The sequence below is a fragment of the Micromonospora sp. NPDC047465 genome, from assembly GCF_040643125.1.
Taxonomy (GTDB): Bacteria; Actinomycetota; Actinomycetes; order Mycobacteriales; family Micromonosporaceae; genus Micromonospora.
Genome location: NZ_JBEYTP010000029.1, coordinates 53,052 through 73,659, shown reverse-complemented (window position 1 = coordinate 73,659; position 20,608 = coordinate 53,052). Strand labels below are relative to the sequence as shown.

Genomic DNA, 20,608 nt, shown 5'->3' with positions numbered 1-20,608 from the left:
GGTGGCAGCCATCGCCGTCCTCGGCGTGACGGCCGGCTGCGGGCAGGGATCCGACTCACCCACACCGGCGGCAACCCCGACCGGCATGAACGCCCCGAAGGTCACCGTGGAGCGCACCGGCGGCTTCGCGGGCGTACACGAAACCACGGTCGTCGAGCCCGACGGCGGCTGGACCCGCACCAGCCAGCGCGGGGAACAACGCTCGGGTCGGCTGACCGCCGAGCAGCAACGCGAACTGCGCCGCCTCGTCAACGATCCCCGGCTGCCCGGCGAGGCCCGGCCCACGCCCGGCGACAACCAGTGCCGGGACGGGTTCAACTACCGGGTCACCATCGGCGCCATCGTGATCAGCTACGTCGACTGCGGCAGCAATGAGCCGACGGCCACGAAGGCGGTGGTCGCATTCGCGGCGACCACCACCGGCGGCTGAACGGTCCCAAACCCCGCTGTCACAGGTCGACCTGAGCGCCCTCGACCCCGGCGAGCACGACCAGATCAGCTACTGGAAGCCGACCTGCTGCCGGACGGCCGTCACGAGGTTCTGTGAGGTGGGGAGGCGTACGACATGCGGGTGGTCCCCCAGGAGGAAGCGCATGAGGACCGGATGCGGGTGGCCGACGACTTCGACCGGTTCATTGCCCGGTTCTGGATCGAGAACCTTGCCTGGTACGAGGTGGTGGGCCGGAAGCGATCCGATGAGGAGCTCTCCGATCCGGTCTGGGAGTACGTACGCCAGTATGCGTCTGCGGACCGGTTGGCCGTGGGGTGACCGACAAACGGCGCGGTGGCAGTTCGGCTGGGCTGGGACGACGCGGTCATCGCAACACTTCGATCGACATGCGCCGTAGTCCTGGCCAGGTGGCCACCGCTGGCACGATGGCCGTCGCGGTCGGGTCGCCAACCCAGGAGCGCGCAAAGTTCCACTCTGGGGTGTTTCTCGTTCCCGCCTCGGTGATCGGAACCACCGCTCGGGCAGGCTCGGTGATTCCGCTCGACGTGAACGGAATTGTCCTCGGCCCGGAAGCCCTCGTAGAGGGCGCCGGACGCAGCTGAGTCGCCTCTGACCATGGTCAAGTACCCGTACCGGACCGATCATGCCCCGGATGGCGTTCAACGGCCGGGCTGAAGCTGTCAGTTGCCGGCGTCGTGGGGAACGTACCAATCACCGAGCACGCGCCGTAGCCCGTACAGCAGGACGCTGACCGTTATCGATGTTGCTATCCCGATGAGCACGCCCACGTACCACCGGTCCCGCGGATCACGGCCCGACGGGTCCGGCGGTGGTGGGTCGGTGGGATACCAGGGACGTTCCCGGGCGAGCCACCAAATCAGTCCCAGGCCGAGCGGCACCCCGGTGAGCAACCAAAACCAGAACCATCGGGTGCCTCGAGCGGGATCCGGTCCGAATACCAGCACGGTCAGGATGCTGAGCAGGAGCACCACCGGCAGCGCCCGCACCGGCAGCGGGGCATCCACGCCCTGCCAACGCGGCTGCAAGTTAGCCGACTGCAGCGCCTGGTCGAAGGCCGCGGCCAGGGGGCCGGAGTGCTGCATCGCATCGAAGAAACCGGGAGAGACGGAACCAACAGAGCCACGGTCGAACTCGGTGTAGTGCACCCGCCAGTTACCGGTACGCCAGACGAACAGCGGCCCGAAACAACCGGTGCACCGCAGCGTCCGTCCATCGGTCCAGCCCCATCGACCAGTACTGTCCCACCCGTCGGCCCACTGGTAGGACACCATCCGACCAGCAGACAGGTCGGACCGAGCCTGCGCCCTACTCGCCTCACGCGGCGCCGACCACCAACTCAACGCCGCCCAGGCAACCCACACCACCACCAATACGATTCGCAGCACCCGCCACCACGAGCGCCGGCCACGGAACCCTTCCGCACCAGTGATGTCCTGCCCCGCTACGTCCCCCGTCATGGTGCGCATCGTGTCAGCACGACGCCCGGCGCCCAGCCGCAGGAAGCACCGACCCATCCTCCAGGGCATCGATTTTGTGATTACGTGGCTCTCGGCAAGAAGGTGAGGCAGGTTGTTGGTTGAGTCATTCCTTGCAGCCGACGCAGTCGACATGCTGACCGTCGGGATCGTTCCGGTCCTTGCTGGGCGGACGGCAACTCTTCCCCGGTGAACGTCCGACACTCGAACTGAGGCTCACGGACTACGCGGTTCAGGACGGCAAGGTTCGCCTGGTGCACAAGCAGCACTGAGCGGCCATCTGCCAGCGCAACGCCCGGACGCGCTGTCATCGACAGAAGCAGATGCTCGCACGGGCGGCCCAGTACGGCCAATCAACCCACGATCATCCGCGTTGGGGCTCGCGACACGATCGTTGACGGCACCCAACCACATCCTCGCTCATCACGCTGCCCACGTCGGCGTGGTGGCGCCAGCGGCGTCCAGGCCGGCTTCGACGTACTCGCAGATGAGTTCGGGGGGTGACCCCGCGGCGTGCAGTGCCATGTGAACGCGGATGTAGAGACGACGTCCGGCTGGCCGTTGCGGTCGGCCACGCAGGACAGCGTCTCGGCAGTGCGCCGGCAGACCGGATCGGCGAAGCGGACGATGAGATCTCCTCCACCTCAAGGGGGGCCGCTCGGAGGTGGGTCGTCTTGCTGACGTACTTGTCGCCCTCGCCTCCCATGCTGGCCCACGCGTCCCAGGCCCGTTCGGTGCGGATGACCTCGTCGGTCGACCAGGGCGGCCATGCTCGACGCTGTGGTCGCCGACCCGGCCGACGCAGAAGGCGAGAGTGATCTTCCTGACCCCGGCCCGCGGACGGCAGGACGGAGGTGGTGCTGGAGCTCTCCGGCGGGATGGGCCGGGGTCCGACCGCACCGCCGGGCAGCGTGCCCGAGGTGGGCAAGCGGCTCTGCTACACCGCCCTGTCCAACGTGTTCCTGCCGGCCGGGGCGTTCCCGACGCCCGAGGAGACCCCGTGGACGCACGGCGGCACGCCGGCGGCACGCGCCGACGACGGGCAGCCGCGAGCGACGGCGACCGGCCGAGGAATGGCCCTGAGGTAGCCGGACGGCCCGGGGCGGGGAGCCGAAGGTCACGGACCGGACAGGTGGTTCGGCCCTGACAAGGGGCCGCCATGGTGATCCAGGATGAAACGCGATACCAACGGACGATGCCATCCTCACGGGAGTTCCGAAATGAAGCGACGCACCCTTGACCTGCTGTTCAGCATTGGCGGGCTGGGCCTGACCGTCCTGCTGCTCATCGCCGGCCTCGTCCTCACCACGAACGCAAACTTTGCCAACGACTACGTACGCGACCAGCTCGGCGCGCAGCACATCACCTTCAAGCCGGCCGACAAGCTGACCGACGAGGAGAAGAAGGCGGACTGCCTGGTCGAGTACGCCGGCCAGAAGATGACCACCGGCAAGCAGGCCGAGTGCTACGCCAACGAGTTCATCGGGCTGCACCTGAAGTCCATGGCCGGTGGGAAGACGTACGCCGACCTCGGCGCGCCGGAGAGCGAGCTGCGGGCCAGGGTCGAGCAGGCCACGCAGACCAACGACCCGGCCCTGGCCGACCTGCAGAAGCAGTTGGCGGAGGTCAGCGGCCAGCGGGAGACCGTGTTCAAGGGCGAGACGCTGCGCGGCATGCTGCTCACCTCGTACGGCTTCAGTGAGTTCGGCCGTAAGGCCGGGCAGGCCGCTCTGGTGACGTTCATCGGGGCGGGGCTGCTCCTGCTGCTGTCGATCGCCGGCCTGGTGCACGCCTTCCGCACCCTGGCCACCGAGGTGTTCGCCGCTCCTGAGCCGACGAAGAACCGCATCACCGCCTGACCGCTGCCGACCCGAGCACCCCCGGTCTCCTCCACCTCTAGGAGGCCGGGGGCGCCCGCGTGCGCGGCTGCACGACTGGCCGGTCCGCAGCGTGGTAGCCCGCTGGAGCATCGAGGAACTGTTCCAGATCGGCAAAGGCCAGGTCGGCTTGGACCACTACCAGGTCCGTGGCTGGACCGGCTGGCACCGCTTCACCACTCTGGCCATGCTCGCCCTGGCCGTCCTGACCATCCTCGCCGCCCAGCAGCCCGACGCCGACCCGGAGATCATCGCGTTGACCGTCGCCGGGATCCGCCGACTCCTCAACGCCTTCGTCCTCGCCCGGCCACTATCACCAGCGCACACTGGTCGACCTGGCGACGAACAGCCCGAGCCCAAGCCCGACGATCCCACTACGGGCGCAAGAGCGGAGTCGCTGGCGCCGGAAACAGGCGATCCGCTGGGATGAGCGGCGGATTGTCGCCTACTCGGACTACGCACACGTCGTCAAGAAGGTCGTCTCGATTGCGGTACGCCTCGCCGCCAAGCGGGGCGTCTACGAGGACGACCTCTTGTTTGGTGGGGAGATTGACGAAGCGGACCTGCTCGCGGCGGAGGAGAAACGGACAATTAAGTGGGAGGCAGTGTTGATGCTGGGCGATGATGCGGTTGTCGCGGCTGCGCGGGGAGTGGCATCAGGTGACATTCCGCCTCATGCGCCTGGCTGTCGGCCAGTCCAGTGACTTGACGTGGAACCGGGCCGTACGGGCTACCGGTCAGGCACGAGGCCGTTTCTACGCGGCTGCCCGCAGGGACATCGGCGTGAAGTTCGGCGAATCATCCGAGCCGTACGAGTGGCAGATGTCCAAGTGGCTGGTCGAGAGACCCGATGATAGGCACAACGCCGCTACCCGTGACACTGGCGCCTGAACCGGCGTTCTCGCCGGGTGCACCGAGGCGCAATGGCCGCCGCCTCGGTAAGCGATCCGGCCGGCGGGCTCACGTTTCGCGCTGGTTCATCGTCCGGACCTGTCGGCATAAACCAGCCCTGTGGTTGCTCGCGCCGAGCCCGGGCGGCCACCGTGGGTCCACCCAGGGGTGGAGCGAGGACCAGGTGTCCTCCACCCGTTGCTCAACCCCGCGGTCGACGACCCAGCAGGTACGCCGTTCCTAACATCCATGTCAGCAACAAGCGATCGCAATCGCCCACGGCCGAGGCCGTTTCAAGCATTCAAGTTCGCGGCCGGTTGTTGCGAGAGGTTGGTCCGCCTGGCGAACCGACTCCGGCAAACTCACGAGACTCAATTAAGGAGGAGCGCCGTGCGCATTTCCCTTTCCCGCATCGCACTCACCACCGCCATCACCGCCACCACAGTGGTAGGCCTCGCCGGACCGGCCCACGCAGCCGATGCGGCCGCGTCGGTGACCAGTACGTATTGCGCTGGCTTGCAGGCGCAGTACACCAGCGACCTCAACATGTACCTCAAGTACAACATGTTGGCGCTCAGCAGCAAGGATCTGGCAACCCGCACCTTTTACAGCACCCTGGCGAGCCGCTACTTCACGAGTTACCAGCAGGGCCTCGCCCTGTACCAGGCCAACTGCTGACGCTGGCAGTGCGGCCCGACTGCGGGCTGACGTAGTGCCTCACCACGTCGGCTCCCGGGCTTTGCCTGGGAGCCGACACCTCGTCAGCGAGGGCCTACACGGCGGGCAGCCCGGCCCGCTGTGTAGGCCCTCGATGGCATCAACCCGGAGGTTACGGCCCCACAACGACGTTCGCGAGTGGCTTGCCCGCCGCGTACCGCCGGACCTGGTCGACCAGCAGCCGGCGAGCCCGGGGCGCCAACGCGGCGGTCAGGCCGCCGATATGGGGGCTGATCAGGACGTTCGGTGCGGACCACAGCGGGTGGTCGGCGGGCAGCGGCTCGGGTTCGGTGACGTCCACGGCAGCGTGCAGCCGGCCCGTGCTGAGCTCGGCGAGCAGCGCCTCGGTGTCCACCACCCGCCCCCGTGACACGTTCACCAGCAGGGCACCGTCGGCCATCCTGGCGACGAACTCCTTGCTCACCAGGCCCTCGGTCTCCGGGGTCAGCGGCGTGTCCAGGACAACAACATCCGCTCGTGGCAACATCTCCGAAATTTCAGAAACCGGCCGTACGCCGGGGCGGGCGCTCCCCGGCTGATCTCCACCTCGAACCCGGCGAGCCGGCGCTCGATCGCGGCGCCGATCGAGCCGTACCCGACGATCAGCACCCAGGCGTCAGCCAGCCCGGTCGACCAACCCGAGGCCCAGCAGCCCTCGCCCCCCGCCCGGACGAAGTCCGGCAGCCGGCGCCGGGCGGCAAGGGTCAGCGCCACCGCCAACTCGGCGGTGGCCGCGTCGTGCACCCCCCAGCCGTTGGCCAGAGTCAGGCCGGGCACCTTGCTGCTCTGCCGGGTCAACGCGTGTAGAGCTACGGCGGCCAGGTCTCCGGCAAGGGCAACCTGTACTTCCCGAAGGGTGCCGGAGCCCGGGCCGACGCACGGCAGTTAATAACCGAAAAGATGCAGGCCGGTAGTACTACGGGGTGCACCAGCGAGCGGCAACCAGGCACAGCGCATCGCTGCCGCCGGCTGGCGCAGGTTGACGCCCCGCCGTGTAGATCGGCCTGCACCTCGACCGCTTTTGTACTGCTCAGACGCCGCAGATGTATGCGGTTGGGGGCGCGTCGGCCGCGCCGAGGCAGTGGGCGTCGGGCACCAACCTGCTCCCCACCCAGGACTCCCGGCCTCTGTGAGGCAACGGCCTCTGCTGTGGCACGGTCAACGGTGGACCGTCGTTCCGCGGGCCTCCAAGCGGGTCGGGACATCGGGGTCGTCGAGGTGCGCCAGCGAGACGTCGAGGGTGTGTAGCGCAGGCAGCGACTCCAGCGCCGCCGCTCCCGTGCATTTCCCGGTCAGTACACGAGGACCATGCGCAGCATGGTCATGCCGACGAGGCGCCTGGCCAGCGGAAATCGCGGGCCAGGCGCCTCTGTCGTTGCCGGGCTGCGGCGGCCGGCGTGCTCGCGTGGTGCTCGTCCGGCGCGGCGGCTCACCTCAGCCGCTCGACTGCGGATGTCAAAGCGGCTGCTTCACCCTGGCAGGTGGCTCATGCCGAACCGTTGATGCGGAACCGCACCTCTTCGACGTTCGAGGCGATGCCGATCTGCTTCAGGTCGTCCTCGTCCACCCGGCCGTCGTGGTTGGCGTCCGGCACCACGTTCGGTGCGTCGTCGTACACGCCGTTGCCGTCCAGGTCGTCCACCACCGCCACGGTCAGCACCGACTCCGTGTCGACGCCGAACAGCGGCGCGCCGACGATCCAGTTGTCCCAGACCTGCGCCACATCCTCGCCCCGGTTGGTCACACCGGTGACGTTGAACAGGTTCGCCAGGTTGGTGCCAGGGCCGGAGAAGGCGCTGGTGGTCGAGACCAGCACGACCAGACCGGGCAGCCGGTCGTCCCGGCCGGGCGAGAACGTGCCCGGGAACGGGGCGGTGTTGTTGTGCGCGGCCGGGCCGGTGAGCTGGAGCCCGGAGAAGCCGGCCGCCTGCAGGCTCGGGTAGTCCACGGCGAGGTCGACGATCCAACCCCGCCCGCCGATCCCGGCGTTGTCTCCGCCGCGTGGCGTGAGCACCTCGACCCGCACGTCCGACGGGGCCGGCTTGGCCGACACCGAGGCCCCGGACGTGCCGGCGAGAGCGAGTGCGGCGGCGGCTGCGGTCAGCGTGAGCTTTCTCATGGGTACGTGCATGCTGCTCCTCCTTGAATTGTCGGGTTACGTCGTGGTGACGAGTACGGTCTGGCCGGTTTCGGTAACCACCTCCACCCGCCCCAGTTCGGTGCGCGGTATCGAGGTGGCGCCGTCCACCCGGGCCCGCCCGTTCGGGGTCGAGCCCCAGGTGGCTGCCTGCTCGCGCCGCCCGTCGGCAGCCACCGCCCAGGCGACGAACCGCCCATCGCGCGGCAGCTGCCACAGGTCCAGCACGATGGCCGTACCCCAGGGGCGGGCCTCAAGCTCCGCGTTCCCTGACGCGGTGAACCCTTGAGCGGCCGTCATCGGGGTCGTGGGAGCCCTGTCGGGGGACGGGCCGCGCAGAGCCACGCCGGAGAGAACCAGCGCCACCGCCGCGGCCGCGGCGGTGAGCGCCGTGGCGAGGCGGAGCCGGCGGGCGCGGCGGCGTACGGTCGACCGCTCGGCGCGTACCGCATCGACCAGGCGGGGCAGCAGCGCGGGAGGTGGCTCCGCGGCGGCGCTGTCGCGCACCGTGTCGCGGGCACGTGCCAGCAGGGCCGGCACCACCGCGAAGCTCGACAGCTCGTCCCGGCAGGCGACGCAGCTGGCCAGATGCGCCTCCACCGCGGCGCGGTCCGCGGCGCTCAGCCCGCCGAGCACGTAGGCCCCGAGCTGCAGCCGCATCGCGTCGTGTTCCGGGCTCATCGCGTCACCCCCAACTCCTCGAACGCTGACCGCAGCGCCCGCACCGCGTAGTACGCCCGAGACTTCACGGTCCCCTCCGGGATCCCCAGCACCGCCGCGGCGTCGGCGACCGTACGGCCGTGGAAATACATCTCCTCGACCACCCGTCGGTGCTCGTACGACAGCCGGGTGAGCGCCTCGGCCACCAGCCAGTCGTCGAGCGCCCGCTCGACCTCGTCCTCGGCGGGCACCCGGGCCAGCGCGTCCTGGTCGGCAACCAGCGTCGGCCGCCGCTGCTGGGCCCGCCACAGATCGGTCAGCACGTTCCGCGCCACCGTGAACAGGTACGCCCGGAGGCTGCGCCGCTTCGTGTCGAGGCGGTCGATGCCCCGCCAGACCCGCAGGAAGGCCTCCTGCACCACGTCCTCCGCGCGCTGCGGGTCCGGCTCGTACCGCCGGACGAACGCATACACGGCACCCGCGTGCTCGTCGTGCAGCGCCCGCATCAGCGCCTCGCCAGCGTCCACGCCTCACCTCCTGGTCACGTATACGAGCAGGGGCGCACCCGGTTCAACGTGTGAGGGCGGTCACCGCTAACGGCACGAGACCCCGGGCCAGGTGTCGGCGACCGAGCACGAAACCGAGGCTGAATCGATCGAGGCGTAGCGCCCTCCACGGTCCCAGCGGACTGACAGGCCTTAGCTCAGGAGCCGGTTACCCGGTGCCGTCGGACCGAGCAGATACGCGATGACGTCGGCGGAGGTGTAGCCGTCACCTCGGCGAGTCAGGTGCGGGAGGAAGGCCAGGTCTTGCCCGAGCGTCACCAGCGGTGGCTCGACGTGGCCGTCCGGCCGCCGCTGACCGAGCCCTACGGTGGCGATCAGCCCGTTGCACAGACAGCGGCTGCCTACCGTGTCGTCGACCAACCCGCCCTTGCGTACGTACTCGTCGACGGGTTCCGCGGGGCAGCGGTAGCCGACCCTGCCGTCCGGGCGGCGGTACGGCGTACGCAGGTATCCCAGATCGCAGTGGCGTGGCCGGTCGTTCGGCCAGGCACTACAGCCACCCCACCCCACACATAACCACGCCCCACCGCCCGCGACTGCCACACCGCGATCGTCAGCCGAGTCCAGACACACGGTCATCGCGCACGAGCGGGCGCGCGGTCAGCGGCATTTGCGGATGCTCAGCATGGCCCGTATCGCACGTGGCGAGGCGGGGCAGCCGAGCCGCTGACAGCGCCAGCCGTTGAGCCGTGGTGGTCAACCGCGATGTGAATGCGTATCTGACGAAGGCGGCCGCTGCCCGTCGAGCCGGCGCCACCGGAGGTGCTTGCGCAGCTTCCCGACGCCGATAGCCTCTGATTTCGGCCCGCCCTACTGGTGGGCTCTCGTATTCAACTGTCGCCAGTTCTGCGAGGAGTCCAACCGGCTGGTGACCTTGTGTGATCGCCAGCCGCGTACGGCTCCGCGTCCCGCCGGTCTCCTCGAGGAGGCGGCTGGTGGTCTTGTCGTGGTAGCCGAGAGCGTCCGCGATGACGGGGCGGGCAGTTCGAGGAGCTGCTGTCGGATGGCGGCACCGCGGACGGCTGCGACCGGGACGCCGATCCCGCACATGACCGCGGAAAGGTGGTCGGGGCGGGCCGGCTGGGGAAGAGCCGGCGGGGTGCCCGGCCGAACCGGGTGCCGTCGATCAGCGTCTGACGATCCGGTCGAGGACTGTGGCGATGCCGGACTTGACCGCGTCGCGGTGGTGGAGGGGTTCCGCGGGCAGTTCGCTGGTGGGGCGCACGCCCCGGTCGGCGAGGATGTAGAGCAGGCGCAGGGTACGCAGGCAGTTGCTGATGTGAGCGGGTACCGGAGTGCTGATGCGGTCGGCCCCGAAGCGGTCGGCGATCGGATCCAGCCAGCCGACGGCATCGCGCTCACTCAGGTCGGTACGGGTGAGGACCCGGGCGATCGCCCGGGCGAGGCGGTCGTCCTCCATCTGGTCGTAGACGTGGTCGGTGGGCGCCGTCAGCCGCGCGGCAGCGAGGTTCAGCATCCGCACCGGCGCCACCCCGGGGTGGCGACCGAAGCTGGCAAGCAGGTCCGCGCCGTGCGCCACCGCGTGAAGCCAGCCGAGCGTCTCGTCGTGGCCACGCAGATCCTGCTCCGCCGGGTACCAGTGCTCGAACGCCTCCACCCAGCCGGCCTTGAAGTCCCCCGCGGCCACCAGCATGTCGAGCACGAGGGGCGCGAAGGTGCGGGCCTCGACCCGCGGGTCGGTGAACCGGGTCGCCATCTCGTCCCCCAACTCCAGCCGCCGGGACGTCCCGATCGCCCCGCGAGCGATCCAGGTCGCGAGGACGGCGTAGGGCGCGCCGTCCCGGACCAGTGGATCGGGATCTGCCAGGGCACGGGACAGCTCGCGGACGAGGTCGTCCATGGGCCGGTCAGCGGGCACGGCACAGTCGGCGGCCTCGACGCTCTTCCAGTCGGTCATGACGGCCAGAATAGGTCCACACCGTTGCCGTACGCCTGCGAATTATGTCCAGGATTTATCTCAACCCGTCAACTTCCCGACCAGACTCAGCAGTTCTGACGTCTGTATCACCCTGCCCACTGAAGCCGGACAGGGTGATGCGCAGCGGCCCGGTTCTTTCCCAGGGGACGTGAGACTGCCGAGTGGCGGCGTCACTGCGTCGACATGCCCCCTGCAAGGGAAATTGGTGCACATAGACGCATGAGTCGGAGATACTCTCTTCGTCATTAATTCTCGTGCGTCTCCAGACAGGAGCGGACCTCCAAGTCATACAAATGGCAGACAGCAAATCGTCAGCCATTGACGGCGGCGACTGACTGTGCTTGGGTGAATTCGACTAGTCATCATCACAGCCATGCGCGTGTGCCATCCGTAGCAAGGATCGGAGAATCGCATGAGGCGATCGACGGCGGCCGTGACGGCGGTCGCCCTCGGGCTGTCCACTATCGCGGTGGCCAGTCCGGCATGGGCGAACCCGTCGGGCTGCTCCCAGGGCAACCCGACGATTTCCCAGAGCGGTGGCTACATGACTGCCGACAACGACGCGTACTGCTCCACGTCCGCGACCCGCACCTTCCGCATCGAGATCAAGAGGGACGTGAGCGCTCTGCCCGACCCGGTGGTGTCCAGTTACGACGACTACTACACGGGCAAAATCTACTACGCTAAGACCAGCAGCTGCGACGGCGGACGGACCGCGAACTACTACGGCCGCTCATTTTTCACCTCTCACCCGACCTATGAGGACACCGGCAACCTTCAGGTGACCACCTGCTGATCCTGACGCATTCGGGGGACCCGCGATGGACGACCCAGTCATCGGACACGGACTGGCGCAGCGGTACGGGAAGCGGAATGTGTTTCGCAATCTCGACGTCGTGGTTCCGCGCGGGGTGACGGTTCTGTTGGGCCCGAACGGGGCCGGGAAGACGACACTGCTGCACACCATCGTGGGTCTCAAGCGTCCGGTGGAGGGTTAAGGGCTGTTGGCCCTGTTCCTGCGGTAGCCGGCAAGGGGCCGGGGTATCGTCACCCAAAACCTCTCCCGATCCAGCCTGACGTTCCTGCCGACCGGCGGGCCGCGCCCCACGCCGCACCCCCTGGCTCCGGTGAACGTACATACATCGTTGGCTGAACGAGCCAGAGATGCCCACCGGTTCGGGCTGGTTGACTACACTGCCGCTGGAATACATCTAGATGTATTGGTAAATTGGTACCAATAGAAGTGCTAAGGGGAAAGAGGTAGCCGATACTCAGACGTCGATCAAAATCACTGCTTCTCGCAGGACTTGTAAGCGCGGCGCTCACCTTAGCGCCGGCCACCCCAGTAATCGCGAGCGGCAGCGCGCCCACACCGGCTTCTGCCGTTTCCGCCTCACAAGCTAGCTACCAGTTGAGATCCCCGTCGATAGCACCGCTAGCTACTTGGGTTCCCTGGGACGGTTTTCACATCACGACGCTGGAAAAGTGCCTAGCGCGCAAGCAGTACATTAGCCAGACCTACCAAATCCCCCTGTCGGCCCTCAGGTGTGTAGAGGAGGGCTTGCCTCCCTGTACGTATTGGATACTCGAAGTAGATGCAGATCGCGCTCCTGCGGCTCGCATTGAGGATAGAACAAGAACTGACTCGGAGTCTGTTGCATGTGGTTAGGAAATGCGTGAGACCCGGGATGCTCGGTGAGTAGCCCATGGCTGCCCCTGGTCGTTGACGAGGGGCAGCCAGCCCGTGCAGAGGGACTGCTGATTCGGCTCGGCCATGCGGTACTCCTCATCCCAGACGGCGGAACGGTGGTCACCTCCGACAGCGAAATTGTCGCTACGTCGACTCCGGTGGAACTATGTGTGGTTGACTCATCGATTGACCTTGATCGCTTAGAAAGCCAGGCAGTTGTGGCTCAAGGCACCTGGACGGACCGCAAGCTGGCGATCGATGAGGCGAGCAGTCTCATTGTGCGACCCGAGGCCGCTGTCGTTGCCCGCAGAGCCAACGATGCCGCCTCGTCCTTTACCGGGCAGGCGCTTCACAAACAGCTTCGGTGTAGGCCGCCTGTCGAGCGTTCCCTCTTGGAAGACGGTCACCTGCTGGACCTGTGGACGGCCGATCGAGGGACTGGCGATGAACGGCACATCGCGCTCGCCACGGATGTCGCAAAGGCCCGCGCAGCCCTCGCCCCGCTGTTCGGGGAGTCGCTGGTGGTTATCGAGAGTCGGTGGACCGAGGGCGTGTTTCGTGAGATCGAGGCGGTATTGGGTGAAAGTGGACTCGTCGCGAGTTCAGGTCGGGAGGTTGGAGCGGATTTCCAGATGAAAGTGGCTGTGACGCTGCTGCACCTTCCCACGCGGCTAGTCCGCCGTCTGGAGCAGTTTCCGGCCGAGGCCTTGGCGCTCAGGGTGCTCGTAATGCCGGCCTGAGTTCAGGGCCCCGGCGTAACGCCGGGGGCGGTCCTGACTTCCGCAACGCCGTTGACCACGTGTACCAGTACTGTCCGCTCCTGGTATGGCGGCCAGTTGGACGCCGTAGTGCCCGGCCGTGTAAAGATTCGCCAGCGCGGGCAGCACGTGTCGGTCGGCGTCCGCGCTGTGCGCTGCCGCCGCCATCGGCGACTACATCCGCTGGCGCAACCAGCGCGCCAAACCGAAATCCGGGTTCGCCGCCGGCTCCAAGATTCGCCATCCGGATTACCCGTTCAAGGCTGCATGACGAGGCACTAGCCGGTGAACCGTCACACCGCGACCAATACCACCGGACCCGACAATGCCCTACAAAAGGAGGTTCAGCGGTCGCGGTGAGGTCCCCGGGACGCCGATCACCTATCTTGGTGAGGCGGACCCAAAGGCGGGGCACACCGGTTCCCGGCAGGCGGCAATGGTGCGGTGGTATCGGGATCAGCCCTGCGTTTCCAAATGCTCCCGTAGGCTGCGCGGACGCAGGTCGGTCCAGATCTCGTCGATGTGCGCCAGGCAGGTCGCCCGGTCGCCGGTGACGCCTACCGCCCGCCACCCAGCCGGAATCTCCGATCCCTCCGACCAGATCGAATACTGTTCCTCGTCGTTTACCACGACGTGGTATCGGCGCAGGTCCTCAGATGCTTCCATCACTGCCCTCCAGGTGTGGCGGTGTCCACAGATTAGACATGAGCATTATATCGACCAACCACCCGATGCGTTACCCCATCGGCGGCCATCACAAATCCAATTGATCGCCCCACGGAGGCGTAGCCACTAATCACATCCATTACGGTAAATCAAGGTCAACGAGGATCCGGGTGTCGACTTCGCTGTTGGCGATTTCAGGTGGCCGCTGGCGGCTCCGGTACGGTCACGGCACGCTGGTCCTCGGACGCCCGGCAGGCGCGAGGATCGGTTCCGCCCGGAGCCAGCGCTGAAACTACCCACGTCGGCGGCTCAGGCCGCTCGCCCGGCGACCGGCTCGGGTCGCTTGGCCAGGTCCGCGTACCGGCCCCGATGGTAGAGCAGCGGCGAGTCGACCTCACTGTGCCGCAGCAGCTCCGGCTCGGCCAGCATGATCGCATGGTCGCCCGCGACCACCCGGTCGATCACCCGGCACAGCAGCCAGGCCAGGGTGTCGTCGAGGATCGGCACCCCCTCGGGCCCGTGCCGCCAACGGGTCGGCGCCGCGAACCGGTCGATCCCGCTGGTGGCGAACCTCTGGGCAAGTTCCTGTTGCTGGCGGGTGAGCAGGTGCACGCCAACATGCCGGGCCCGGGAGACGGTGGGCCAACTCGACGAACTGAGATCCAGGCAGAACAGGACGATTGGCGGCCGCAGTGACACCGAGGTGAACGACGTGGCGGTGAAGCCGACCGCCGAGGCGCCGGGAGCGGTGACCACGGTGACGGTGCTGGCCTGGTGGCGCAGCACCGCCCGCAGGGTGTCCGGATCGGCACGAACCGGCGGAGAGTCATCGACGGGCTCGGTCATGGTGTTCCTCCCCAGTGCTGGGTGCTGGACGGTCGGGTCTGCCACCCGCCGCTCGTACGGATGGTTCTCCCGTACACCGGCATCGGCCCGCAGTCGGTGTTCCGGCGGCGGCAGCGGCAGTTCGCGGCGTCGGCGTAGGCGCGCGCAGGTTGATCTCGAGCCGCCACCCGCCTCTGCTCGGCACCCCGCCGGGTGGCCCGGTCAGGGGTGGTCGGCGGCGGGTGTGTGCAGCCACACCCCCTTGATCTCGGTGTAGGCCTCGATCGCGGCTGCGCCCATTTCGCGGCCCATCCCGCTGGCCTTGACGCCGCCCCACGGCCCGGCCGGATCCGGCTGTGGCGGCATGTTGACGAAGACCGCCCCGGCCCGGATCGCCCCGGCGAGCCGGTGAGCGGTGGCCAGGTCCCGGGTCCACACCGCGGCGGACAGGCCGTAGTCGCTGTCGTTGGCCCGATCGACGAGTTCCGCCGGGTCGTCGTACGGCAGGACGCACAGCACCGGCCCGAAGATCTCCGTCCGGGCGATGGTCATCTCGTCGGTTACCCCGCTGAACACGGTCGGCTGGTAGAAGAAGCCCGCGGTGAGGGGGCCGGCGGTGATCCGCCCTCCCCCGGTGACCAGGTGGGCGCCCTCGGCGGTACCGGTGCGCACGAGGTCGTCCACCCGCCGCAACTGCTGGGCGGAGATGAGCGGACCGAGCTGACTGTCGGGGGCCAGGCCGGGACCGACACGCACCTTCCCGGCCATGGTGGCGAGCTTCTCGGCGAACTCGTCGGCCCGCGTCCGCTGCACGTACAGCCGGGTGTAGGCGGTGCAGGACTGGCCGCTGTTGACCAGCCCGCCGCTGAGGCAGCCAGCTGCGGCGGCGGCAAGGTCAGCGTCCCCGGCGATGATCACCGGCGCCTTGCCGCCGAGTTCCAGCGTCACCCGCTTGAGCTGCTCGCCGCAGACCCGCCCGATCTCCCGGCCGACAGCGGTGGAACCGGTGAACGACACCTTGTCCACCCCGGGGTGGGCGACCAGGCCACGGCCCGTGTCCGGCCCGCCCGTGACGAGGTTGACCACACCGGCCGGCACGCCGGCCTGCCGGCACAGCTCCACCAGGTACGCGGCGGTGAGCGGAGTCTGCTCGGCCGGCTTGAGCACCACGGCGTTGCCGCAGGCGAGGGCCGGGGCGAGTTTCCAGACCGCGATCAGCAGCGGGAAGTTCCACGGCACGATCAGGGCACACACGCCCACCGGTTCTCGGCGGGTGTAGTGCAGCGTGTCCGGGTAGGACACCGGCACCGTGCTGCCCTCGATCCTGGTGCACCAGCCGGCGAAGTAGCGCAGGTGTTCGGCTGCGGCGGCCACGCAGCCACGGGCGGCGCGCAGCGGCTGGCCCTGGTCGCGGGTCTCCAGTTCGGCCAGCGTGTCCGCATGCTCGTCGATCAGGTCCGCGACCCGCCACAGCAGCCGGGCCCGCGCGGCGGCCGTCATCAGGGCCCAGGCGGGGGCGGTGAGCGCGGCGCGGGCCGCGGCCACCGCCGCGTCGACGTCCGCCGGGCCGGCCTGGGCATAGCGGGCCAGCGGTTGCCCGGTCGCCGGGTCCAGCGAGGTGCCGTACCCGCCCGGTGCTGTCTCGAGCCAGTCGCCGTCGATGAACAGCTGGCACACCTGGTCGGTCATCGTCGCCGGGGTCACGACTGCTCCTGCCGGGTGTGGTGGCCGGCGGTGACGAAGTCGGCCGCCAGTTCGCCGATGAGGACCGCCGGGGCATGGGTGTTGGCGGTGGTCACCGCCGGCATGATCGACGCGTCGGCGACGCGTAGTCCCCGCACACCGTGCACCCGCAGTCGGGCGTCGACCACCGCCTGGTCGTCGGCACCCATCTTGCAGGTGCCGACCTGGTGGTGGAAGGTACCGGCGGTGGCGCGTACGTAGGCGCGCAGGTCGTCGAGAGTACGCACCGTCGGGCCCGGATAGACCTCCCGCGCACCCCACCCGCCGGCCAGGGCTGAACCGGCACCCATCTCCCGGCACAGGATCACCGCCTCGACGAGCGCGTCGACGTCCTGCGCGCAGGCCAGCGCCGCGGGGTCGATGTCGAGCCCGGCGTGCGGGTCGCCGCCGACGAGGCTGATCCGTCCCCTGCTCACCGGGCGGACGAGGCCGGCCTGGAGGGTGAACCCGTCGGATGGGCCGGACATCCCCGGCTGGTACATCGGGACCGGGAAGTGCAGCGCCTCCACGTCGGGTACCGGCAGGCCGGACCGCGTACGCCAGAACAGGTGGCTCTGCATCGGCGTCAGGTCGGGAGAGCGTCCGACCTGGCGGGTGGTACTGAAGATGACGGGGCTGAGCAGGTGGTCGTGCAGGTTGCGGCCCACCCCGGGCAGGTGCACCCGGACGTCGATGTCGTGCCGGCGCAGTTCGGCGGCGTCACCGATGCCGGAGAGCATCAGCAGCCGGGGGGATTCGATGGTGCCTGCGGAGACGATCACCTCCACGCCGGCGTGGGTGGTGTGGGTGAGCCCGTCGCGCTCCCACTCGACCCCGGTGCAGCGGTCCTGGCTGAACAGCAACCGGCGGGCGTGCGCACGGGTGACGACGGTGAGCCCCGGATGGTCGAGGATGGGACGCAGGTAACCGGCGGCGGCGCTCTGCCGTTGGCCGTCCCGGATGGTCAATTGGGTCTGCGACACCCCGTCCAGTTCGCCGGAGTTGTAGTCGGGGTTGATCCCGACCCCGATCTCCTGCGCCGCCTTGATGCAGGACTCGAAGATCGCATCCGGGCGGTACTGGGACATGACGTGGATCGGTCCGCCGGTGCCGCGCAGCGGGGACAAGGCGTCGAAGTCCTCCATGCGCCGGTACACCGGTAGGACGTCCGTCCACGACCATCCGTCGTTGCCGAGGTACGCCCAGTGATCGTAGTCGGCGGCGGCGCCCCGTGCCCAGATCATGCCGTTGAGCGCGCTGGAGCCGCCGAGAACCCGTCCGCGCGGCCAGTGCAGTCGCCGGTGCCCGGCGTACGGCTGCGCCACGGTGTGATATGCCCAGTCCTCCTCGGCGAACCAGAGGTAGGCCAGCCGTCCGGGCGTACCGATGTCGGGGTTGGTGTCCTCACCGCCGGCCTCGAGTACGACCACGCGCAGTCCGCGCTCGACCAGCCGGCGGGCCAGAGCGCAGCCAGCGGATCCGGCACCGACGACGACGACATCGGCGCCCGCAGGTGTCGCTGTCACGTGTGTTGCCCCTTTCCGCCCGGCAGGTGCCCGCCGGGCGACGTGTGGTGTCAGGCGGCGGCCAGCACCAGGACGGCGTTCTGGCCGCCGAAGCCGAACGAGTTGCTGAGGGCAACCTCGATGCGCTGCTCTCGGGCTGCCTTGGTGACCACGTCCAGGTCGACGGCGCTGTCCTGTTCGTCGAGGTTCGCGGTCGGCGGGACGAGACCGTGTTGCACCGCCAGCACGGTCAGGGCCGCCTCGATCCCACCGGCGGCACCCAGGGCGTGGCCGAGGGCCCCCTTGCTCGCGGTCACCACCGGCGACGGGCCGAGTAGGCGGTGGAGTACCCGCGCCTCGGCCAGGTCACCGGCGGGCGTGCCGGTGGCGTGCGCGTTGACGTGGTCCACGTCGCCCGGTACGAGACCGGCTCCGGTTAGCGCGACGCGCACGGCCCGCTCGACACCACGGCCCTCTGGATCGGGGGTGGTGGGGTGGTACGCGTCGGCGCTGGCGCCGAAGCCGAGCAGCCGGGCCCGTACCCGGGCACCCCGGGCGGCGGCGTCCTCGGCGCGTTCCAGGACCAGCAGGCCGCATCCCTCACCGAGAACGAAGCCGTCCCGGCCGACGTCGAACGGCCGGGACGCGGTCGGGTCGGCGCGCTTCGACAGTGCTCCCATCTGCGCGAACCCGGCGACGACGAGCGGGGTGATGCCGGCCTCGGTGCCTCCGGCCACCACCACGTCGCAGGTCCGGCTGCGCAGCAGGTCATGGGCCATCCCGATGGCGGTGCTGCCGGAGGCGCAGGCCGTGGCGGTGACCAGGTTGGGACCGCCCGCGCGCAGGTCCATGCCGACGTGGCCGGCGGCCATGTTGGACAGCATCATCGGCAGCGTCAGCGCGGAGACCCGGTGCGGCCCCTCGGCGGCGAGGACGCCATGCTGGGCGGTCGTGGTGGACACCCCCCACATACCGCAGCCGATCACCACGCCGACCCGGGCGCCGTCCCAGGTCGCGGGGTCGAGGCCGGCGTCGGCCACCGCCTCCCGGGCCGCCACCAACGCGAACTGCACGATCGGGTCGTACTGCCAGTGGCGGCGGCCGAGTGCGGCGCGCGGGTCGAAGTCGGGCACCCGGCAGGAGAGGTCGACGGGTATACCGGCCAGGTGGGGGTCGTGGGTCGCCGTGGAGACCCCGGCGCAGACCGTCTGCCAGGTCCGCGCCACGCCAATCCCGCCCGGGGTGACCAGTCCCAGGCCGGTGACGGCGGTCTCCATCCCGGTCACGCCGCGCGGGCCAACGAGGCTTCGATGACGCCGGCGAGCGCGCCGATGGTGGTACGCGGCGTGGCGTCCTCGTCGGCGATCCTGATGTTGAACTCCTTCTGCAGGACCAGGGCCAGTTCCACCATGAACAGCGAGTCCAGGTCCAGTTCCTCGAAGGTCACGTCCGGACCTATCTCGTCGGGCTCCGTCTCGAAGCGGGTGGTGAGGATCTCCACCATCTGCTGGTAGACGTCGGTCATGTCACACGCTCCTCGTGGTCCGTGGGTCGCCGCGTGGCCGGGCCGATGATCGACGGCTCGGACGTCGGTTGGTGCAGTGCCGGGGCGGGGTCCGTCCTGGCGCTGGCCGGGTCCGTCGCGGCGGCGGGTCTCGGTGGATCTTCCGGCCGCTCGACGGGCCGCAACCGGGGCCAGACGAGTACCGTCGATCCCCAGGTCAGGCCTCCGCCGAAGGCGGTGAGCAGGACTCGATCGCCAGCGGTGAGCACGCCGGTGGCGTCGGCGTCGGCGATGGCCAGCGGGATGGAGGCGGCACCGGTGTTGCCGACCCGGTCGATGTTGGACACGATTCGCTTGCGGTCTAGATCGAGTTCGTCGGCGAGGGCGCTGAGGATGCGGATGTTGGCCTGGTGGCTGACCACCCGGTCGACCTCGTCGAGCTGCCAGCCGACGCGCCGCACGACGGTGCGGGACGAGGCAGCCATCCGGGTGACCGCGTTGCGGAACACCTCGCGTCCGTCCATGGTGAAGTAGAAGTCGGCCGGCTCGGTCGGTCGACCGGACAGTCGCTGCCGGGCTCCACCGGCAGCCACCTGGATCAGGTCGCTTCCGTCTCCGTCGCTGCCGAGGTCGAAGGGGCCGAGTGCGCCGGGCTCGGCGCGTCCGCCCGCGCGCAGCACGACCGCCCCCGCGCCGTCGGCCAGGACCACGGCGGTGGTGCGGTCGGCCGGGTTGGTCACGCTGGAGAGCGCATCGGCGCCGATGACCAGGACCTGGTCGGCGAGTTCGGTGGCGATCAGGCCGGCGGCGGTGGCCAGGGAGTAGACGAACCCGCTGCAGACCGCACTCAGGTCGTAGGCGGCCACCCCGGTCAGCCCCAGTCGGGAGGCGACCTCGGGTGCGATGGCCGGGCAGGACCGGTCGGGCGTCATGGTGGCGACCACGACGGCGTCGACGCCGGGCGTCCCGGCGGAGGCCAGGGCCCGCCGGGCGGCCTCGACTGCCAGGTCCGCCGTGGACATGCCGGGATCGACGAGGTGGCGTTGCGCGATGCCGGTACGGGACCGGATCCACTCGTCCGAGGTGTCCAGTCTTGCGGAGAGGTCCGCATTGGTGACCACGCGCGGCGGCACCCAGCCACCCACCCCGGCGAGCACGGCCGACCGGGTCGTCACGGTACCCGCCGAACAGGCAGATTCATATT

22 protein-coding genes and 2 pseudogenes are annotated in these 20,608 nt (G+C 69.1%); 9 read left to right on the top strand and 15 right to left on the bottom strand.

Translation table 11 applies throughout. From position 1 onward, the window contains the following. Position 1 precedes the first annotated feature (1 nt). Both ABZ793_RS24040 and ABZ793_RS24035 read left to right on the top strand, forming a co-directional pair. Positions 2-430: a hypothetical protein gene (locus ABZ793_RS24040; RefSeq protein ID WP_357461081.1), complete on the top strand. Its 429-nt coding sequence runs from the start codon at positions 2-4 to the stop codon at positions 428-430. A gap of 141 nt (positions 431-571) precedes the next feature. Next, positions 572-769, top strand: coding sequence for a hypothetical protein (locus ABZ793_RS24035; RefSeq protein WP_357461079.1), 198 nt, complete (start codon positions 572-574; stop codon positions 767-769). A gap of 362 nt (positions 770-1,131) precedes the next feature. Here ABZ793_RS24035 and ABZ793_RS24030 read toward each other — a convergent pair whose 3' ends face one another. Next, positions 1,132-1,929, bottom strand: coding sequence for a hypothetical protein (locus ABZ793_RS24030; RefSeq protein WP_357461077.1), 798 nt, complete (start codon positions 1,927-1,929; stop codon positions 1,132-1,134). An 875-nt stretch (positions 1,930-2,804) separates the two neighbouring features. Between ABZ793_RS24030 and ABZ793_RS24025 the strand changes: the two genes are divergently transcribed. The 4 genes and pseudogenes from ABZ793_RS24025 to ABZ793_RS24010 all read left to right on the top strand — a co-directional run bounded on the left by ABZ793_RS24025 (position 2,805) and on the right by ABZ793_RS24010 (position 5,393). Continuing rightward, positions 2,805-3,035 (top strand): hypothetical protein, encoded by a 231-nt coding sequence (locus tag ABZ793_RS24025; RefSeq protein ID WP_357461074.1) that lies wholly within the window; start codon positions 2,805-2,807, stop codon positions 3,033-3,035. Positions 3,036-3,167: 132 nt separating this feature from the next. After that, positions 3,168-3,806, top strand: coding sequence for a hypothetical protein (locus ABZ793_RS24020; RefSeq protein ID WP_357461071.1), 639 nt, complete (start codon positions 3,168-3,170; stop codon positions 3,804-3,806). A gap of 97 nt (positions 3,807-3,903) precedes the next feature. Further along, positions 3,904-4,130 (top strand): annotated as a pseudogene (locus tag ABZ793_RS24015) (IS701 family transposase); the annotation flags it as partial. A 975-nt stretch (positions 4,131-5,105) separates the two neighbouring features. After that, positions 5,106-5,393, top strand: coding sequence for a hypothetical protein (locus tag ABZ793_RS24010; RefSeq protein ID WP_357461069.1), 288 nt, complete (start codon positions 5,106-5,108; stop codon positions 5,391-5,393). Positions 5,394-5,544: 151 nt separating this feature from the next. Here the strand turns inward: ABZ793_RS24010 and ABZ793_RS24005 are convergent, their stop codons facing one another. The 7 genes and pseudogenes from ABZ793_RS24005 to ABZ793_RS23975 all read right to left on the bottom strand — a co-directional run bounded on the left by ABZ793_RS24005 (position 5,545) and on the right by ABZ793_RS23975 (position 10,713). Continuing rightward, positions 5,545-5,919: an NAD(P)-dependent oxidoreductase gene (locus tag ABZ793_RS24005; protein WP_357461065.1), complete on the bottom strand. Its 375-nt coding sequence runs from the start codon at positions 5,917-5,919 to the stop codon at positions 5,545-5,547. Further along, the gene (locus tag ABZ793_RS24000; RefSeq protein WP_357461063.1) at positions 5,877-6,209 is read right to left on the bottom strand and encodes an NAD(P)-dependent oxidoreductase; all 333 of its coding nucleotides are present in this window, start codon (positions 6,207-6,209) and stop codon (positions 5,877-5,879) included. The genes ABZ793_RS24005 and ABZ793_RS24000 overlap by 43 nt, the downstream gene beginning before the upstream one ends. A gap of 709 nt (positions 6,210-6,918) precedes the next feature. After that, complete coding sequence (locus ABZ793_RS23995) at positions 6,919-7,563, bottom strand: hypothetical protein (RefSeq protein WP_357461061.1); 645 nt, start codon at positions 7,561-7,563, stop codon at positions 6,919-6,921. 24 nt (positions 7,564-7,587) lie between these two features. Beyond that, positions 7,588-8,250, bottom strand: coding sequence for a zf-HC2 domain-containing protein (locus ABZ793_RS23990; RefSeq protein WP_357461059.1), 663 nt, complete (start codon positions 8,248-8,250; stop codon positions 7,588-7,590). Then, positions 8,247-8,738, bottom strand: coding sequence for a sigma-70 family RNA polymerase sigma factor (locus ABZ793_RS23985; protein WP_357461121.1), 492 nt, complete (start codon positions 8,736-8,738; stop codon positions 8,247-8,249). The genes ABZ793_RS23990 and ABZ793_RS23985 overlap by 4 nt, the downstream gene beginning before the upstream one ends. Before the next feature lie 189 nt (positions 8,739-8,927). Next, positions 8,928-9,269 (bottom strand): annotated as a pseudogene (locus ABZ793_RS23980) (nitronate monooxygenase); the annotation flags it as partial. Positions 9,270-9,921: 652 nt separating this feature from the next. Next, a complete protein-coding gene (locus ABZ793_RS23975) occupies positions 9,922-10,713 on the bottom strand; it encodes a DUF2785 domain-containing protein (RefSeq protein WP_357461056.1) in 792 nt (263 codons plus the stop codon). Between the two features lie 433 nt (positions 10,714-11,146). Here ABZ793_RS23975 and ABZ793_RS23970 point away from each other — a divergent pair, with 433 nt between their 5' ends. From ABZ793_RS23970 to ABZ793_RS23960, 3 genes are all read left to right on the top strand, one after another. Continuing rightward, positions 11,147-11,530 (top strand): hypothetical protein, encoded by a 384-nt coding sequence (locus ABZ793_RS23970; RefSeq protein ID WP_357461053.1) that lies wholly within the window; start codon positions 11,147-11,149, stop codon positions 11,528-11,530. A 25-nt stretch (positions 11,531-11,555) separates the two neighbouring features. After that, positions 11,556-11,732: an ATP-binding cassette domain-containing protein gene (locus tag ABZ793_RS23965; RefSeq protein WP_357461051.1), complete on the top strand. Its 177-nt coding sequence runs from the start codon at positions 11,556-11,558 to the stop codon at positions 11,730-11,732. Between the two features lie 697 nt (positions 11,733-12,429). Beyond that, on the top strand, positions 12,430-13,164 hold the full coding sequence (locus tag ABZ793_RS23960; protein ID WP_357461048.1) for a hypothetical protein: 735 nt from the start codon (positions 12,430-12,432) through the stop codon (positions 13,162-13,164). Positions 13,165-13,638: 474 nt separating this feature from the next. On the opposite strand, the gene ABZ793_RS23955 is transcribed toward ABZ793_RS23960, so the two are convergent. The 7 genes from ABZ793_RS23955 to ABZ793_RS23925 form a co-directional block, all read right to left on the bottom strand. Further along, positions 13,639-13,848 (bottom strand): MbtH family NRPS accessory protein, encoded by a 210-nt coding sequence (locus ABZ793_RS23955; RefSeq protein ID WP_357461046.1) that lies wholly within the window; start codon positions 13,846-13,848, stop codon positions 13,639-13,641. 309 nt (positions 13,849-14,157) lie between these two features. Beyond that, positions 14,158-14,694, bottom strand: a complete 537-nt coding sequence (locus tag ABZ793_RS23950) for a flavin reductase family protein (protein WP_350711946.1) — start codon at positions 14,692-14,694, stop codon at positions 14,158-14,160. 201 nt (positions 14,695-14,895) lie between these two features. Then, the gene (locus ABZ793_RS23945; protein ID WP_350711945.1) at positions 14,896-16,377 is read right to left on the bottom strand and encodes an aldehyde dehydrogenase family protein; all 1,482 of its coding nucleotides are present in this window, start codon (positions 16,375-16,377) and stop codon (positions 14,896-14,898) included. Continuing rightward, entirely contained in the window at positions 16,374-17,921 is a 1,548-nt protein-coding gene (locus ABZ793_RS23940; protein ID WP_357461042.1) for an FAD-dependent oxidoreductase, read from the bottom strand. Before ABZ793_RS23940 ends, ABZ793_RS23945 begins: the two co-directional genes overlap by 4 nt. Before the next feature lie 50 nt (positions 17,922-17,971). After that, positions 17,972-19,186: a beta-ketoacyl-[acyl-carrier-protein] synthase family protein gene (locus tag ABZ793_RS23935; RefSeq protein ID WP_357461039.1), complete on the bottom strand. Its 1,215-nt coding sequence runs from the start codon at positions 19,184-19,186 to the stop codon at positions 17,972-17,974. Then, positions 19,183-19,425: a phosphopantetheine-binding protein gene (locus ABZ793_RS23930; RefSeq protein ID WP_350927386.1), complete on the bottom strand. Its 243-nt coding sequence runs from the start codon at positions 19,423-19,425 to the stop codon at positions 19,183-19,185. The genes ABZ793_RS23935 and ABZ793_RS23930 overlap by 4 nt, the downstream gene beginning before the upstream one ends. Next, entirely contained in the window at positions 19,422-20,579 is a 1,158-nt protein-coding gene (locus ABZ793_RS23925) for a beta-ketoacyl-ACP synthase III (protein WP_357461036.1), read from the bottom strand. The genes ABZ793_RS23930 and ABZ793_RS23925 overlap by 4 nt, the downstream gene beginning before the upstream one ends. Positions 20,580-20,608: the final 29 nt, after the last annotated feature.